Source organism: Marinobacter azerbaijanicus (assembly GCF_030250645.1).
Taxonomy (GTDB): domain Bacteria; phylum Pseudomonadota; class Gammaproteobacteria; order Pseudomonadales; family Oleiphilaceae; genus Marinobacter; species Marinobacter azerbaijanicus.
In genome coordinates this window covers 100,979-118,311 of record NZ_JASSVS010000013.1, presented here as the reverse complement: position 1 = coordinate 118,311, position 17,333 = coordinate 100,979, and the positions used below count along the sequence as shown (strand labels likewise).

Sequence of the window (17,333 nt, the reverse complement as noted above, 5' to 3'; positions counted from 1 at the left end):
CAGTCAGCGGGGGCGGGTCTCGGCCATGCGCAAGCGATGGCTGAGCTTGTCCAGTAGGCTGTTGACGAACTTGTGACCTTCAGTGCCACCAAATTTCTTGGCCATCTCGATGCCCTCATTAATCACGACCTTATAGGGCACATCCAGCCGGTGCTTAAGCTCATAAGCGCCAAGGCGAATGATGGCGAGCTCAATGGCATCCACTTCGTGGATCGGACGATCAAGAAAGGGCTCCAGCAATCGGTCCAGCTCGGCCTGCTCCCGATGCACGCCCCGAAGGAGGTCACGAAAGTAGGCGGTGTCCACCTTGGACATGTCGTTGTCGACAATAAACTCAGACTCAATGTCGGTAATCGAGCTCTTGCTGAAGTGGCGCTGATACAGGCCCTGCATGGCGAGAGCCCGTGCCCTGCGCCTGTCGCCAGCCTTGGGCTGGCCTGCAGGACCGGGTTGCGCGGTGCTGTCTTCCGTTGTGTTCATCATTCACCCAGCTTCTTGAACAGGCTGACCATTTCCAGGGCCGTAATCGCCGCTTCAGCGCCCTTGTTGCCAGCCTTGGTGCCAGCGCGCTCGATTGCCTGCTCAATGGAATCAACTGTCAGCACGCCAAAGGTAACCGGCACATCGGTCTCCAGGCTTACTGCACCCAGGCCACTGGATGCTTCACCGGCAACATACTCGAAATGAGGTGTACCACCCCGAATAACCGCGCCAAGAGCAATAATGGCATCGTGATTCCCGCTCTCGGCCACACGCTTGACCGCCAGCGGCATTTCGTAGGCACCCGGAACCCGTACGATGGTGATGTCCTCATCGGCAATGCCATGGCGACGCAGTGTATCAATGGCGCCTTCCACCAGACTTTCCACGACAAAACCGTTAAAACGCCCCACTACCAGCGCATATTTTCCACTGCAATGGGTAAAATCACCTTCAATTACTCTGATATCTGCCATACATGGCTCCTTTATTGGCAGCGCCGCCCTTCCGGTGCGGCACTGCCGGGGTTCATCATTCAGGGGTGTAAGGCACGTATTCCACCACTTCCAGCTCAAAACCGGAAATCGCGGAGAACTTGATGGGAGGGCTCAGAAGCCGCATTTTACCAACACCAAGATCCCGCAGGATCTGTGAGCCGGTACCGACAGTAAAATAGACACCGGAACTGCCCTTACCCGCAGACTTCTTGTCCTGCTCGAAGAATTCGTGGATGCGATCCTCAAGATTGTAGCTGTCTTCCGCACTGTTGAGCAGAACCACTACGCCACGCCCTTCCTCAGCAACCTTTTCCAGCGCGTGATGAAGTGGCCAACTGCGAGAATCCTTGCGACGGGCACCAAGAAGGTCTCGCAGGGTATCGGTGATGTGCACACGCACCAGCACCGGATCGTTGGCGGATATCTCCCCCATCACCATGGCCAGGTGAGTGGAGCCCTGTATGTTGTCGCGGTATGTGCGCAGGTTGAACACGCCATACTCGGTATCCAGGTCATACTCTTCAACACACTCGATAGTGCGTTCATTCAGCGTGCGATAGTGGATAAGATCGGCAATGGTGCCTATTTTCAGGTCATGGGTCTGAGCGAACTTTTCCAGATCCTCCCGGCGAGCCATGGAACCGTCATCATTCATGATTTCACAGATCACACCGGCAGGCTCACAACCGGCCAGCGCTGCCAGGTCGCAGGATGCCTCGGTATGGCCGGCCCGACTGAGAACTCCGCCGGGATCGGACATCAGCGGAAAGATATGCCCCGGCTGCACCAGATCTGACGCTTTGGCATTGCGGGCGACCGCCGCCTGAACGGTGCGTGCACGATCTGCTGCAGAGATCCCGGTGGTTACGCCCTCAGTCGCCTCAATGGACAGGGTGAACTTGGTACCAAAACCAGAGGCATTCTGCTGCACCATCAACGGAAGCCCCAGCTGCTCGCAACGCTGGCGAGTCATTGGCATGCAGATCAGGCCGCGCCCAAAACGGGCCATGAAGTTGATGGCTTCGGGAGTGCAGTGCTCGGCAGCCATCACCAGGTCGCCCTCGTTTTCCCGATCCTCATCATCCATCAGGATGACCATCTTGCCCTGACGGATATCTTCAATAATGTCTTCAATGCTGTTCAGTGCCATACCAGTTTTTCATCCTGTTGGTCTGACCGCCCGTTAATCAACGACGGCCAACCATGAATTTAGTAACCCTCAACCCGGAGCCAGAATCAGTCGCTGATCCTGGCCCAACTGACGGCGATCCAGCACTTTCCATTGCACCTTGTCCGCCAGGGATTCCAGTGGCAGATTGGCCGTCGGCCGCCCCGTGCTACCCAGGAATACCGGCGCCTGGTAAAGCCAGAGTTCATCCACAAGGCGCTCGCTTATAAAGGTCCCGGCCAGTGTCGGGCCGGCTTCCACCAGCAACTCGTTGATACCCAGCTCTCCAAGCGAGTCCAGTAACTCGCGAAGATCTACACCATTGTCTTTCCAGGCAACACCTGTCAGCCCCACACCCAATGCGGCAAGGTCCTGTGCGGCCGCGCTTGCCAGTGTCGGAGAGGCGCAATAGATCTGGACATTGCCCCCCTGAAGGATTGTGGCCTCTGGGGGGGTGCGTGCATCCCGGTCCGCTATCACCCGCAGGGGTTGACGAGCCGGTTCGGTGGCATCGCCAATGTCGCCCAGTTCACCCCGACGCACTGTCAGGGAAGGGTTATCTGCCAGCACCGTTCCCACGCCGGTGAGAATGGCATCGCTGATTGCCCTGAGCCGCTGAACATCGCGGCGGGCCGCACCCCCGGTAATCCACTGGCTTTCGCCCGAAGCCATGGCGGTCCTGCCGTCGAGACTGGCGGCCATCTTGAGCCGCACGTATGGCCGGCCAACGTTCATCCGCTTCATGAACCCGGGGTTCAGGCGGACCGCCTCCTGCGCCAGCAGACCTTCTGTCACGCGAACGCCCGCCTCACGGAGCATATTCAGGCCGCGACCTGAAACCGAAGGATTGGGGTCCTTGGTGGCGGCAAACACATGTGCAACGCCTGCCTCAATCAATGCCTTTGCACAGGGTGGTGTGCGTCCGAAATGACTGCATGGCTCCAGCGTGACATAGGCTGTCGCACCACGAGCATCCGGACCGGCCTGACTCAGGGCCCGGATTTCAGCATGGGCCTCACCGGCGCGCTCATGCCAGCCCTCTCCGAGGATCTTGCTGCCACTGGCAATCACACAACCCACACGCGGATTGGGATGAGTGGAATAGCGACCACGCCAGGCGAGCTGTACCGCCCTGGCCATAAAAGCGGTGTCCTGGGCGTCGATCATGCCTGCCCTTTGGACGAATGGTTGTCTGCCAGCACCTTGGCTACGTCCACCGGGTCCTCACCCGATGTTGCGGACAGGCGCTCGATCTCTTCCTTGAATTCGTTGATGTCCTGAAAACTGCGGTAGACAGAGGCAAAACGCACATAGGCCACCTTGTCCAACTGCCGGAGTTCCGTCATCACCTCTTCCCCGAGCTGCATGGACTTTACTTCCCGCTCACCGGTGGCACGCAACCGGAACCTGATACGATTAAGCGCCGCATCAATTTCCTCGATACTGACCGGGCGTTTTTCCAGGGCTTTCATAAGGCCCGCCCTCAGCTTTTCCTCATCAAACGGCTGACGAGTACCATCCTGTTTTACGACACGGGGCATTACCAGTTCCGCTGACTCAAAGGTAGTAAAGCGCTCGCGACAGGAAAGACACTCCCTGCGGCGACGCACCTGATCCCCCTCAGCCACCAGCCGAGAGTCGATTACCTTGGTATCCGCTTCACCACAGAAGGGGCAATGCATAAGCTGAAACTCCTGCAATCCGCCAGACGTTGCGCTGCAGTGCGCCTGACGGTGCGTTCAGACTGATTAGCCGGCGTAGACCGGGAAACGATCACACAGGCCTTCGACCTGCTGACGAACCCGGTCGTTAACCGCTTCGTCTTCCAGATTGTCCAGAATGTCGCACATCCAGCCTGCCAGATCACGGCATTCGGACTCACCAAAACCGCGTGTGGTTACCGCCGGGGTGCCGATGCGCAGGCCAGACGTCACAAACGGAGAGCGGGGATCATTCGGCACAGCATTCTTGTTGACGGTAATGTGGGCGCGCCCCAGGGCCGCATCCGCATCCTTGCCGGTAATATCCTGCTTGATCAGGCTGACCAGGAACAGGTGATTCTCGGTACCGCCGGAAATCACGTCAAAGCCACGAGACACAAATACCTCGGCCATGGTCTTTGCGTTCCTGATGACCTGCTTCTGGTAGACCTTGAAGTCATCGCTCATGGCTTCCTTGAAGCAAACTGCCTTGGCCGCAATAACGTGCATCAGCGGGCCGCCCTGACCACCGGGGAATACGGCAGAGTTGAGCTTCTTCTGCAGGTCAGCGTCATCACAGGCCAGGATCAGGCCGCCACGAGGGCCACGCAGTGTCTTGTGGGTTGTAGTCGCGACTACATGGGCGTGAGGTATGGGGTCCGGATAGACACCAGCCGCTACCAGGCCAGCCACATGGGCCATGTCCACAAAAAGATAGGCGCCAACCTTGTCGGCGATCTCACGGAAGCGGGCAAAATCCAGTGCCTGGGAATAAGCCGAGAAACCGGCAATAATCATTTTCGGCTTGTGCTCAAGCGCCAGGCTTTCCACTTCGTCGTAATCGATCAGGCCAGTGTCCGGATTGAGGCCATACTGCACGGCATTGTAGATTTTACCGGAGAAGTTAACGCTGGCGCCGTGGGTGAGGTGGCCACCATGGGCCAGGCTCATTCCCAGAACGGTATCACCCGGCTTGAGCAGTGCCATGAAAACAGCAGAGTTGGCCTGGGAACCGGAATGGGGCTGAACATTGGCGTAGGCGGCACCAAACAGTTCCTTGGCGCGACTGATAGCCAGGTCCTCGGCGATATCCACAAACTCACAGCCACCATAATAACGCTTGCCGGGATAGCCTTCCGCATACTTGTTGGTCAGTACACTACCCTGGGCCTCCATCACCCGAGGGCTGGTGTAGTTTTCAGACGCAATCAGCTCGATGTGAGCCTCCTGGCGCTTCTCTTCCGCCTGCATGGCGTTCCAGAGCTCGTCGTCAAAGCCGGCGATTTTCATATCACGATTAAACATTGATGCGCTGCCCCTGTGTGCGTAGCTACCCGAAAAAATGGGCCGCTATTCTATCTTACAAATGGGTGAAAAATCATCCTTTATACCGTCCGCAGATACCGACACTCAGCCAGAGACGGTTTTTGCTCAATTGCTATCCCTGTTTGGTTTCGATACCTTACTCGGTCAATATTCATTGGTTGTGGCTACTGTGGAGTACCGGCCATCGGGTAGGGCGATCCGGGATACGCTGTAAATACATCCCTGTACGCTCGACAAAATCATCCCTGATTTTGACGATCCCGAATCGCCCTACCCGATGGCCTCAGCCAGACACCTTCAGTATTTCCGAAACACACTTCGCAAGAAGGATTCTGACGACATGGCCCAGTACGTATATACCATGAACCGCGTGGGCAAGGTGGTTCCGCCCAAGCGCGAAATTCTCAAGGACATTTCCCTGAGTTTCTTCCCTGGCGCCAAGATCGGCGTGTTGGGCCTCAACGGTTCTGGCAAGTCCACTCTGTTACGTATTATGGCCGGCATAGATCAGGATTACATTGGCGAGGCGCGCGCCCAGCCGGGCATCAATATAGGTTACCTGCCCCAGGAACCTGAGCTGGACGACAGCAAGACGGTCAAGGAGATTGTCGATGAGTCGGTCTCCGGCATTCACGATGCCCTGGCCCAGCTGGACCAGGTCTATGCGGACTACGCCGAACCGGATGCCGATTTCGACGCCCTGGCGAAAAAACAGGGCGAACTGGAAGCCTTTATCCAGGCCAGTGACGGCCACGACATTGAGCGCAAGATGGAAGTGGCTGCCGATGCGCTGCGCCTGCCGGCGTGGGATGCCCCGGTGAAAAATCTCTCCGGCGGTGAGCGCCGCCGTGTCGCCCTCTGCCGCCTGTTGCTGTCCAGCCCGGACATGTTGTTACTCGATGAGCCCACCAACCACCTGGACGCAGAATCCGTCGCCTGGCTGGAGCGCTTCCTTCACGACTACACGGGCACCGTGGTTGCCGTTACCCACGACCGCTACTTCCTGGACAATGTCGCCGGCTGGATCCTGGAACTGGACCGTGGCCAGGGCATTCCTTTCGAGGGCAACTACAGTCAGTGGCTGGAAAACAAGGAAAAGCGCCTGGAGGTGGAAGCCAAGCAGGAAGCCTCCCGCCAGAAAAGCATCAAACACGAGCTGGAATGGGTTCGCAGCAACGCCAAGGGCCGCCAGTCCAAGAGCAAGGCTCGCCTGGCCCGCTTCGAGGAAATGAGTTCCCAGGAATTCCAGAAGCGCAACGAAACCAATGAACTGTACATTCCACCCGGCCCACGCCTGGGCGACAAGGTGATCGAGGTGGACGGGATCAGCAAGTCCTTCGGTGATCACCTGCTGTATGAGAATGTATCGTTCAGCGTACCCCCCGGCGCCATCGTGGGCATTATCGGCGGTAACGGGGCGGGCAAGTCCACCCTGTTCCGGATGATTGCCGGGCACGACAAGCCGGATTCCGGAACCATCACCGTGGGAGAAACGGTGAAGCTGGCCTACGTGGACCAGATGCGGGACCTCAACGGGGACAACACCGTCTGGGAAGAACTCAGCGACGGCAACGACATCATCAAGATCGGCAACTACGAGACCCCGTCACGGGCCTACGTCGGCCGCTTCAACTTCAAGGGCTCCGACCAGCAGAAGCGGGTGGCCGACCTGTCCGGCGGTGAGCGCAACCGCCTGCACCTGGCCAAACTGCTGAAAGAAGGCGGCAACGTGCTGCTGCTGGACGAACCCACCAACGACCTGGACGTGGAAACCCTCCGTGCCCTGGAAGAGGCACTGCTGAACTTCCCCGGCTCCGCCCTGGTGATCTCGCACGACCGCTGGTTCCTGGACCGGGTAGCCACCCACATCCTGGCGTTCGAGGACGACGGGGAGGTGGTCTACTTCGAGGGTAACTTCAGTGAGTACGATGAGGACCACAAGAAGCGCAAGGGCGATTCGGCCATGGTGCCTCAGCGGATGAAGTACAAGAAGTTGGCTTGATGTGTGGTGTCGGATTACGGCCCTGCGGGCCTAATCCGACCTACGCGGGATACATTATAGTTCGGCGCTAACCGTAGGTCGGATTAGGCGAAGCCGTAATCCGACAACCAACCCAGAAGGTCGCACCTCCACGATGGCAAAAGCCAAAACCTCCTACGTCTGCACCGAATGTGGCGCAGACTATTCCAAATGGCAGGGCCAATGCACCGCCTGTCAGGCCTGGAACACTGTCACCGAGGTTCGTGGCGTCAGTGGCGGCAATGCCAGGGGCGCCCGCGGCGCACGCTTTGAGGGCTTTGCAGGTAGCCTGTCAGAGGTAAAGAGCCTCGACGATGTCAGCCTGGCGGAACAGCCACGCATCAGTTCCGGCATGCAGGAGTTCGACCGGGTGCTCGGTGGCGGACTGGTGGAGGGCTCAGCCGTTCTCATGGGAGGGCACCCGGGTGCCGGCAAGAGCACCTTGCTGCTGCAGGCAGTTTGCCACCTGGCCTCCAGCGTTCCGGCTCTCTATGTCACGGGCGAGGAATCACTGCAACAGGTCGCCATGCGAGCCAAGCGCCTGGGATTACCGACCAAAGACCTCAAAATGCTTTCGGAAACCAGCGTCGAGCGGGTGATGCAGGTGGCGGAAACCGAGAAGCCCCGCATCCTGGTGGTGGACAGCATCCAGGTGATGCACGTGGCCGAAACGGAATCCGCCCCCGGCAGTGTCTCCCAGGTTCGCGAAAGCGCTGCCTATCTGACCCGATTTGCCAAGCAGACCGGTACCATCCTGTTCCTGGTGGGCCACGTCACCAAGGACGGCAGCCTCGCGGGTCCGAAGGTACTGGAGCATATGATTGACTGCTCCATCCTGTTGGAGGGCTCCAGTGACAGCCGTTACCGTACACTGCGCGGCATCAAGAACCGTTTTGGTGCGGTGAATGAGCTGGGCGTGTTTGCGATGCTGGAGCAGGGTCTGAAGGAGGTAAAGAACCCCAGTGCAATCTTCCTGAACCGGGGCGAGGAGGCGGCCCCGGGCAGTGTGGTCATGGTAGTCTGGGAAGGCACTCGGCCGATGCTGGTGGAGATCCAGGCGTTGGTGGATATGGCTCAGGGGGGCTACCCGAGGCGCGTTGCAGTGGGGTTGGACCAGAATAGGCTGGCAATGCTTCTGGCGGTTCTACATCGTCATGGGGGCATGCATGTGTCGGATCAGGATGTGTTTGTGAATGTGGTGGGTGGCGTAAAGGTCAATGAAACCAGCGCGGACCTGGCGCTGCTGGCAGCCATTGTGTCGTCCTTCCGCGACCGCGCCCTGCCCCAGGATCTGGTGATCTTTGGCGAGGTCGGCCTATCCGGCGAAATCCGTCCTGTACCCAGTGGCCAGGAGCGCATTTACGAGGCTGCCAAGCATGGGTTCACACGCGCGCTGGTGCCTAAATCCAATGCGCCTCGTAAGGCTATTGAGGGGATGAAGGTTATTCCCGTGACCAAGCTTAGTGATGCGTTATCGGCTTTGGAGGAGCTCTAAGGCTTGGTTTCTAGCCTGATTGTTTGGTGCCAGGCAGGATTGGAAGGGCCTTTCCAAAAAACGCTTCAAGCACATCCATGTGCGCTTGGGCTCCGCCATCCATGGCTCCGCACATTTTTGGAAAGGCCCTTCCAATCCCGCCTGCAAACTTCACAGTTATCTCACGAACTTTCTGAATGTAGGTCGGATTAGGCCACCAGGCCGTAATCCGACAACAACCATCAGGCTACTCAATCAAATGCGCAAACTCCCTCTCCAACAACGCCTGATCCCCCAGGTTCAACTCCACCAGTCTCTTCAGATGAGTCGCGCTCTCAAGATCAATATACTGGCACTTGAACCCCAACCGGTGCTCTTCGATGTGGCGTAGCTCCACGGCCATCACAATCGCGGTTTCATGATCATCAAGATGGATAATCACCTCACAGGGCTGTTTCAATGGGACATCCCATCCCTTCGGCCGCTTAACCAGAATGCCCTTCAGCGAAATATCCAGCACCTCACTTGGCCACACTTCGTCCTGCCAGTGCAGTTCGCAATCGGCATCGAAGGAGATTCTGTGGAAACGACGTTTTTCGGGGGACTTGGCTGGCAAGGGTTACTCCTGTTTACCGGTCTTGTCTGGTATGACTATAGACCTCACAGGCACTTCTATCTAGCGGTAACGGGAGTTGCATCGTGGAGGGTGCAGGCACGCAACAAAGCTGGAGAGCAGGCCGTCAGGCTCTGCTCAGAACCGTGGAGCGCCAGGGATGGCGCGACCGAGCCCTACATGGAGGTATTCACGGGCGTGTTCTGAGCAGAGCCTGATGGCTTGCGAGAGCTTCCAGGCAGAACACCTGCTACTCCCAACTATCAATCCTGATTGTGATACGGAGGGCTAAGCTCAGTAACAGCGCGAATAAACGCCCCGGCATGCTCCGGATCTACATCCGGGGTAATCCCATGCCCTAGGTTGAAAATGTGCCCCGGACCGGAACCGTAACGGGACAGGATATCCGCCACTTCCTGGCGAATGCGCTCCGGCGGCGCATACAGCATGGCCGGGTCCATATTGCCCTGCAGGGCAACCTTATCGCCAATACGGGCACGGGCATTGCCAATGTCCGTTGTCCAGTCCAGCCCCACAGCGTCGGCACCGGAATCTGCGATGGACTCCAGCCACTGGCCGCCGTTCTTGGTGAAAAGAATCACTGGCACATGGCGTCCGTCATTCTCACGAATCAGTCCGGCGACGATCTTCTTCATGTAATTGAGGGAGAATTCCTGGTACGCCCAGCTGCTCAGTACGCCGCCCCAAGTGTCGAAAATCTGCACAGCCTGGGCACCGGCGCGAATCTGGCCGTTCAGGTAGTCAATCACCGAGTCCGCAAGATGATCCAGCAACTGATGCATCACCTCTGGCTGGCCGTACATCAGCTTCTTGGCTTCGCGGAAGTCCTTGGACGAGCCGCCTTCAATCATGTAGGTGGCCAGGGTCCAGGGGCTGCCAGAGAAACCGATCAGTGGAACACTGCCACTGAGCGCGCCACGGATGGTGGACACCGCATTCATCACGTAGTCCAGGTCCACTTCCGCATTGATCTTCGGCAGCGCGGCGACATCGGCGGCAGAACGAATGGTATTGCGGAATTTCGGGCCTTCTCCGGTTTCGAAGTAGAGCCCAAGCCCCAGGGCATCCGGGATGGTGAGGATATCCGAGAACAGGATCGCAGCGTCCAGCGGGAAGCGCTCCAGGGGCTGCAGGGTGACCTCGCAGGCAAGAGGCGTGTTCTTACAGAGACTGAGAAAATCCCCTGCTTTGGCACGGGTTGCACGATACTCCGGCAGGTATCGGCCAGCCTGACGCATCATCCACACTGGTGTGCGATCAACGGGCTGACGCATCAGCGCACGCAGGAAACGGTCATTTTTCAGCTCAGTCATAGCATTCCCAGTCTGCTGTCTGTAAAAGTTCTGGAGGGCAATGATACCCGGTTTGTCACAATAAAAAAGGGCGGCTCACCATCAGCAAGCCGCCCTTCTGATCCGGGTCAAATACCGAAGGCAATCAGATATCCAGGTAATCCATAATACCTTCGGCTGCCTGACGTCCTTCCCAGATAGCCGTTACGACCAAGTCCGAGCCGCGGACCATGTCGCCGCCGGCAAAAATCTTGGGATTACTGGTCTGGAACCCGAACTCCACTTCTTCCGGTGCGCTAACACGACCGGAATCGTCGGTATCCACCTTCAGCTTTTCAAACCAGTCGGCAGGGCTCGGACGGAAGCCAAAGGCAACCAGTACGGCATCTGCCGGGATGACTTCCTCGCTGCCGGCAACCACTTCGGGACGACGGCGACCGTTTTCGTCTGGCTCACCAAGGCGGGTCTGGACCACCTTCACGCCTTCAACCCGGTCCTCACCAATGATGGCAATGGGCTGACGGTTGAACATGAATTTCACGCCCTCTTCCTTGGCGTTGGAGACTTCACGGCGGGAGCCCGGCATGTTCTGCTCGTCCCGGCGATAGGCACAGGTAACGCTTGCTGCCTGCTGGCGAATTGAGGTGCGGTTACAGTCCATGGCGGTATCACCGCCACCGAGAACCACCACGCGCTTGCCTTTCATGTCGATGAAGTCGTCATCATCTTTTTCAAATCCAAGGCGGCGATTCACGTTTGACACCAGGAATGGCAAGGCATCATGGACGCCCGGCAGGTCCTCGCCAGGAAAGCCGCCCTTCATGTAGGTGTAAGTACCCATGCCCATGAAGACAGCGTCATATTCCTCAAGGATATCCTCCATCATCACATCCTTGCCCACTTCCGTGGACAGGCGGAATTCAACACCCATCTCTTCGAACACCTTACGGCGGCGGGTCATGACGGACTTCTCGAGCTTGAACTCGGGAATTCCGAAGGTCAGCAGACCACCGATTTCCGGATAAATATCGAAAACCACCGGCTTTACACCGTTGCGTACCAGCACATCGGCGCAGCCAAGGCCTGCCGGGCCGGCACCAATGACCGCAACCTTCCTGTCTGTCCATTTAACGGCAGACATGTCCGGTTTCCAGCCCAGAGCAAAGGCAGTGTCAGTAATATACTTTTCCACCGAACCAATGGTTACTGCGCCATACCCGTCGTTCAGGGTACACGCCCCTTCACACAGACGATCCTGGGGGCAGACACGGCCACAGACTTCCGGCAGTGAGTTGGTCTGGTGGCACAGCTCAACCGCCCTCATGATGTTGCCTTCCGATACCAGCTTCAGCCAGTTCGGGATGTAATTGTGTACCGGACACTTCCACTCGCAATAGGGGTTACCGCACTCCAGGCAGCGATGTGACTGCGACGCCGCCTGATCCTGGGTATAGGGTTGGTAGATTTCACCAAACTCTTTCTTGCGCTTCTTTGCCGGTACCTTTTTCGGGTCGACACGCCCTACTTCGACAAACTGGAAGTCGTTACTCAGTCGTTCTTTCATTATGACGCTCTCATCAGACTCAATTTCGACGCAAGCGCTGCCTCACGGGCAACGCTACGAACCTGTTCCATCCGCCCTTACTCCGGACGCGCCCGGGTACTGGCCAGCAGGCTGCGAAGGCTCGCCGCCTTGGGTTTGACCAGCCAGAAACGGCCGATGTAGTCGTCGAAATTGTCAAGAATATGCTCTGCCCATTCGCTCGCAGTCTCGGAAATATGCTCCCGGACAACACCACGGAGGTGGTTCCGGTAGGATTCCATGTCCTCGCTGGAGATCCGCTGAATCTCCACGAGCTCGTGGTTGTATTTGTCCACGAAAGTGTTGTTCAGATCCAGCACATAGGCAAAACCACCGGTCATACCAGCACCGAAGTTGTGGCCAGTACTGCCGAGGACGGTTATCAGCCCCCCCGTCATGTATTCACAGCAGTGATCACCTGCGCCTTCCACTACGGCATGGGCACCAGAGTTACGTACACCGAAGCGCTCACCAGCTGTACCGGCAGCAAACAGCTTGCCTCCCGTTGCGCCATAGAGACAGGTGTTGCCTACGATTGAGGTTTCCTGGGATTTGAACGCACTACCAGTGGGCGGCCGGACCACCAGCTTGCCACCGGTCATGCCCTTACCCACATAATCGTTGGCATCCCCTTCGAGCAGCAGATTCAGGCCGCCCACGTTCCAGACCCCGAAGCTCTGCCCGGCGGTGCCGGTCAACTCCAGAGTGATCGGTGCGGACACCATCCCCTGGTTACCGTGTGCCTGGGCAATTTCACCCGACAGACGGGCTCCGATAGAACGGTCGCAGTTGGTGACCCTGTAGGACCAGATCCCTCCGGCTTTGGCCGCAATGGCGTCCGCCGTGTCTTTCACCATCTGCTCAGCCAATCTGCCCTCATCGAACGGATGGTTACGCTCCACCTGACAGGTGTTGGGCTTATCCGCCGGAATGTGATCATTGGACAGCAGGCGCGTCAGGTCCAGCTTCTTCTGGCGCGGGGTATCACCCGGCAGGCGCTCCAGCAGGTCAACACGCCCGACCAGTTCTTCAAGAGTGCGGACGCCCAGTCTGGCCATCCACTCCCGGGTCTCGGTTGCAACGAAGCGGAAGAAGTTCATGGCCATCTCGACCGTGCCCTTGAAGTGCTCCTCCCGTAAATGCTCATTCTGGGTGGCAACACCGGTAGCACAGTTGTTCAGGTGACAGATCCGCAGATACTTACAACCAAGGGCGACCATCGGCGTGGTACCGAAACCAAAGCTCTCTGCGCCCAGAATCGCACCCTTGACCACATCCAGGCCAGTCTTTATGCCACCATCGGTTTGCAGGCGAATCTTGCCCCGCAGGTCGTTGGCGCGCAACGCCTGCTGCGTCTCACTAAGACCAAGCTCCCAGGGGGAACCCGCATACCGGATGGAGGTCAGCGGGCTGGCTGCGGTGCCACCGTCATAACCGGAGACCGTAATCAGATCGGCATAGGCCTTCGCCACACCGGCAGCGATTGTGCCGACACCAGGTTCCGATACCAGTTTCACGGAAACCAGGGCGTTCGGGTTAACCTGTTTGAGATCGAAAATCAGCTGCGCCAGATCCTCGATCGAATAGATATCGTGATGCGGCGGCGGTGAAATCAATGTCACACCCGGCACCGAGTAGCGCAGTCGGGCAATCAGATCATTCACCTTGCCACCCGGCAACTGGCCACCCTCACCTGGCTTGGCACCCTGGGCAACCTTGATCTGCATGACATCTGCACTACGCAGGTATTCCGCTGTCACACCGAAGCGGCCCGAAGCAACCTGCTTGATCTTGGAGCGCTTCTCCGTGCCATAGCGGGCCGGGTCTTCGCCCCCCTCACCGGAATTTGAGCGGCCGCCCAGAGTATTCATGGCTACGGCCAAGGCTTCGTGGGCTTCGGGCGACAGTGCGCCCAGGGACATGGCCGCAGAGTCGAAGCGCGGGAAGATATTTTCCACCGGTTCAACTTCCGACAGATCAATAGCCTTGATGTCCTTACGGAAACCCAGCAGATCCCGCAGCGTCGAAACCGGACGCTCGTTCACCAATCCGGCATATTCCATATACTGCCCGTAATCCCCACTGGTAACGGCTTCCTGAAGCTTGCCGACCACGTCTGGATTGAAGGCGTGATATTCCTGACCGTGAACATACTTCAACAGGCCACCCTGGGAAATCGGCTTGCGATGCTTCCAGGCTACAGCCGCCAGTTGCTCCTGATCCTGCTGGAAATCGAAGAATCCAGCACCCTGGATGCGGCTGGGAACACCCTTGAAACAGAGATCCACCACCTCATCCGCCAGACCGATTGCTTCAAACAACTGGGCGCCACGGTAGGAGGTGATCGTGGAGATGCCCATCTTGGACAGGATCTTCAACAGCCCTTTGTTGATCCCCTTGCGATAGTTATTTTTCGCATCAATGGGATCCATCATCAGTTCACCAGTGCGGATCAGATCATTGAGCACCTGATAGGCCAGATATGGATACACCGCAGTGGCACCAAAGCCAAACAGCACGGCAAAATGATGCGGATCACGGGCCCAGCCAGTCTCAACCAGAATGTTGGAGTCACACCGCAGCCCCTTGCGGACCAGATGGTGGTGAACCGCGCCGGTCGCCATCATGGCGTTCACCGGCAACTCACCCTCCTTCAGCTCCTTGTCGGTCAGGATCAGGATAACCTTGCCACTGCGAACCGCCTGCTCGGCTTCGTCGCACACTTTGCGTACGGCCTGCTCCAGCCCCATTTCCGGGCTGTAGCTCATGTTGATGCGGGCGACTTCAAAACCTGGCCGATCATTATTGGCGATCTTCAGGAACTTGGCCGGTGACAGCACCGGCGTTGTCAGGATAATACGGTTGGCATGCTCCGCCGTCTCCTCGAATACGTTACGTTCCGCGCCAATGCACGTCTCCAGGGACATCACGATGGACTCCCGCAGCGGGTCAATGGCCGGATTGGTAACCTGGGCAAACTTCTGACGGAAATAGTCCGCTACATGCCTGACGCGGCTGGACAGCACCGCCATGGGAGTATCGTCACCCATGGAACCCACGGCCTCCTGACCGTTCTCCGCCAGCGGACGCAGCACCTGATCGCGCTCCTCGTAGGACACCATGAACATTTTCTGGTGTATATGGAGATCATCCGACTGCATCAGCTTGAACTCTGGCGTCTCCTGGTTCAGCGTGGTCTCGACCCGCAGTGAATTCTCCCGCAGCCAGCGTTTATAGGGCTGGGCTGATTTAAGACGGTTATCTACATCTTTGGTGTGCAGCACCTCACCGGATTCGGTATCAATCGCGAGCATCTGCCCGGGTCCCACACGACCCTTTGCCACCACATCCTCGGGCTTGTACCCATAGGTACCGATCTCAGACGCGAGGGTGATGAAATCGTCCTTGGTGATGACCCACCGCGCTGGGCGCAGTCCGTTACGATCCAGCATACAGACGGCATACCGGCCGTCGGACAGAACCAGACCGGCCGGGCCGTCCCAGGGCTCCATATGCATGGAGTTGTATTCGTAGAACGCTCGCAGTTCGGAATCCATGGTGTCCACATTCTGCCACGCCGGTGGAATCATCATGCGCACTGCACGGAACAGATCGACACCACCGGCCAGCAGTACTTCCAGCATATTGTCCATGCTGGAAGAGTCAGAGCCAGTAAGGTTCACCAGTGGCTGAAGCGTTTGCAGGTCCGGCAGTTCCGGAGCGCTGAATTTGGCAGCGCGGGCAATGGCCCAGTTACGGTTGCCGTCAACCGTATTGATCTCACCATTGTGGGCGAGATAACGGAAGGGCTGGGCAAGCGGCCAGCGCGGCATGGTGTTGGTGGAGAAGCGTTGGTGAAAAACGCAGATGGCAGTCTGGAGGTCAGGGTCGCCCAGATCCTTATAGAAATTGGCCAGATCCGCCGGCATCATCAGACCCTTATAGGCCAGTGTGCGGTGAGACAGGCTGCAGATGTAGAATTCGGAGTCTTCTGCCATGTCCCGCTCCGCATGGCGGCGACCAACAAACAGCGCGATGGCGAATTCCTGCTCGGTCTTTGCACCAGGCACCACAAATACCTGCTCAATCCAGGGCAGGCAATCCAGCGCCATCGGGCCAAGGCAGCTATCGTCAGTGGGAACCTTGCGCCAGCCCATGATTTCAAGGCCCTGCTCTGTCAGGCGCTTTTCAATGGCCGCACGGCCAGCAGCGGCTTTGCTCTCGTCCGGGCTAAGGAATACCTGACCCACAGCAAGCAGCCCTTCAGGCTCCTTACCGAATTCCGCCTTTGCGGCCTTGCGTAAAAAGGCATCGGGGCTCTGGATCAGGAGGCCACAACCATCGCCGGTCTTTCCGTCTGCAGCGATACCACCTCGGTGGGTCATGCAGGTCAGCGACTCGATGGCAGTTTGCAACAACTTGTGGCTGGCCTCGCCCTTCATATGGGCGATCAGGCCGAAGCCACAGTTGTCCCTGAATTCATCGGGATGATACAAACCTGTCATCATAAGCGTTCTCTCGCGTAGAAATGCTTTTCAATCAAAGAGTTATTCGCACAAAAACGATAATTCCACCCTTTGACACTGAAAATGGGGGCTGGCTATTTTACACGCGTAGAAATACGTACTCAAACCAAAGCGTTTTTATTTTAGGGAGTGAACTCCCCCATTACGAGTGTTGCCAGTCACAACAAATATTACTTAGGGAATGCGCAGATTATTGTTTTTAAAGAACTAAATAAGACGCCAGGTTGCCCGCAGACAATCAGAAATTGCGCGATTGCCTGACCCAGGGTGATTGGTTTCGCAGCGACTGAGGAAGCCGATCAACCGCCTTCCCGGCCGCCTCTCGTGAAGAAAACTCCCCGTAGAAGCCAACAAACCAGTCCTGACCCTGCCTCTGGGTACGGGTATAGAGTATATCCGATAGGGACGGATATTGATCAATCAGGCTAAGCACTGTCTGCTCTCGGTTGCCGGCAATAAGCTGGATGGTCCAGCCGTCCCGCTGCCTTACGCTTTCAACGTCCATAAAAACAGAGGGACGGGAGGGAGTAAAATCTGGCTCTGGCTCTGGCTCTGGCTCTGGCTCTGGCTCTGGCTCTGGCTCTGGCTCTGGCTCTGGCTCTGGCTCTGGCTCTGGCTCTGGCTCTGGCTCTGG

Annotated in this window: 13 protein-coding genes; 2 read left to right on the top strand and 11 right to left on the bottom strand. The window is 57.6% G+C overall.

The window, feature by feature from the left end:
• Positions 1 to 3 precede the first annotated feature (3 nt).
• From nusB to glyA, 6 genes are all read right to left on the bottom strand, one after another.
• Positions 4 to 483 carry a transcription antitermination factor NusB gene (nusB, locus tag QPM17_RS19825; protein WP_422732787.1) on the bottom strand — a complete coding sequence of 160 codons (480 nt, stop codon included), beginning with the start codon at positions 481 to 483 and terminating at the stop codon, positions 4 to 6.
• A complete protein-coding gene (gene ribH / locus QPM17_RS19820) occupies positions 480 to 956 on the bottom strand; it encodes a 6,7-dimethyl-8-ribityllumazine synthase (RefSeq protein WP_285393143.1) in 477 nt (158 codons plus the stop codon). The genes nusB and ribH overlap by 4 nt, the downstream gene beginning before the upstream one ends.
• Before the next feature lie 55 nt (positions 957 to 1,011).
• On the bottom strand, positions 1,012 to 2,127 hold the full coding sequence (ribBA, locus tag QPM17_RS19815; protein WP_285393141.1) for a bifunctional 3,4-dihydroxy-2-butanone-4-phosphate synthase/GTP cyclohydrolase II: 1,116 nt from the start codon (positions 2,125 to 2,127) through the stop codon (positions 1,012 to 1,014).
• 69 nt (positions 2,128 to 2,196) lie between these two features.
• Complete coding sequence (gene ribD / locus QPM17_RS19810; RefSeq protein WP_285393140.1) at positions 2,197 to 3,312, bottom strand: bifunctional diaminohydroxyphosphoribosylaminopyrimidine deaminase/5-amino-6-(5-phosphoribosylamino)uracil reductase RibD; 1,116 nt, start codon at positions 3,310 to 3,312, stop codon at positions 2,197 to 2,199.
• Positions 3,309 to 3,827, bottom strand: a complete 519-nt coding sequence (gene nrdR / locus QPM17_RS19805; RefSeq protein ID WP_285393138.1) for a transcriptional regulator NrdR — start codon at positions 3,825 to 3,827, stop codon at positions 3,309 to 3,311. Before nrdR ends, ribD begins: the two co-directional genes overlap by 4 nt.
• 66 nt (positions 3,828 to 3,893) lie before the next feature.
• The gene (glyA, locus tag QPM17_RS19800; protein ID WP_285393137.1) at positions 3,894 to 5,150 is read right to left on the bottom strand and encodes a serine hydroxymethyltransferase; all 1,257 of its coding nucleotides are present in this window, start codon (positions 5,148 to 5,150) and stop codon (positions 3,894 to 3,896) included.
• Between the two features lie 361 nt (positions 5,151 to 5,511).
• Between glyA and ettA the strand changes: the two genes are divergently transcribed.
• Positions 5,512 to 7,173, top strand: a complete 1,662-nt coding sequence (gene ettA, locus QPM17_RS19795) for an energy-dependent translational throttle protein EttA (RefSeq protein ID WP_285393135.1) — start codon at positions 5,512 to 5,514, stop codon at positions 7,171 to 7,173.
• Positions 7,174 to 7,306: 133 nt separating this feature from the next.
• A complete protein-coding gene (gene radA / locus QPM17_RS19790; RefSeq protein ID WP_285393133.1) occupies positions 7,307 to 8,686 on the top strand; it encodes a DNA repair protein RadA in 1,380 nt (459 codons plus the stop codon).
• 226 nt (positions 8,687 to 8,912) lie between these two features.
• Here the strand turns inward: radA and QPM17_RS19785 are convergent, their stop codons facing one another.
• The 5 genes from QPM17_RS19785 to QPM17_RS19765 form a co-directional block, all read right to left on the bottom strand.
• Positions 8,913 to 9,281 carry a PilZ domain-containing protein gene (locus QPM17_RS19785; RefSeq protein ID WP_285393132.1) on the bottom strand — a complete coding sequence of 123 codons (369 nt, stop codon included), beginning with the start codon at positions 9,279 to 9,281 and terminating at the stop codon, positions 8,913 to 8,915.
• A 260-nt stretch (positions 9,282 to 9,541) separates the two neighbouring features.
• Positions 9,542 to 10,612, bottom strand: a complete 1,071-nt coding sequence (gene hemE, locus QPM17_RS19780) for a uroporphyrinogen decarboxylase (protein ID WP_285393130.1) — start codon at positions 10,610 to 10,612, stop codon at positions 9,542 to 9,544.
• Between the two features lie 124 nt (positions 10,613 to 10,736).
• The gene (locus QPM17_RS19775) at positions 10,737 to 12,155 is read right to left on the bottom strand and encodes an FAD-dependent oxidoreductase (protein WP_285393128.1); all 1,419 of its coding nucleotides are present in this window, start codon (positions 12,153 to 12,155) and stop codon (positions 10,737 to 10,739) included.
• A 77-nt stretch (positions 12,156 to 12,232) separates the two neighbouring features.
• Positions 12,233 to 16,681, bottom strand: a complete 4,449-nt coding sequence (gene gltB / locus QPM17_RS19770; RefSeq protein ID WP_285393126.1) for a glutamate synthase large subunit — start codon at positions 16,679 to 16,681, stop codon at positions 12,233 to 12,235.
• Positions 16,682 to 16,937: 256 nt separating this feature from the next.
• Entirely contained in the window at positions 16,938 to 17,204 is a 267-nt protein-coding gene (locus tag QPM17_RS19765; RefSeq protein WP_285393220.1) for an SPOR domain-containing protein, read from the bottom strand.
• Positions 17,205 to 17,333: the final 129 nt, after the last annotated feature.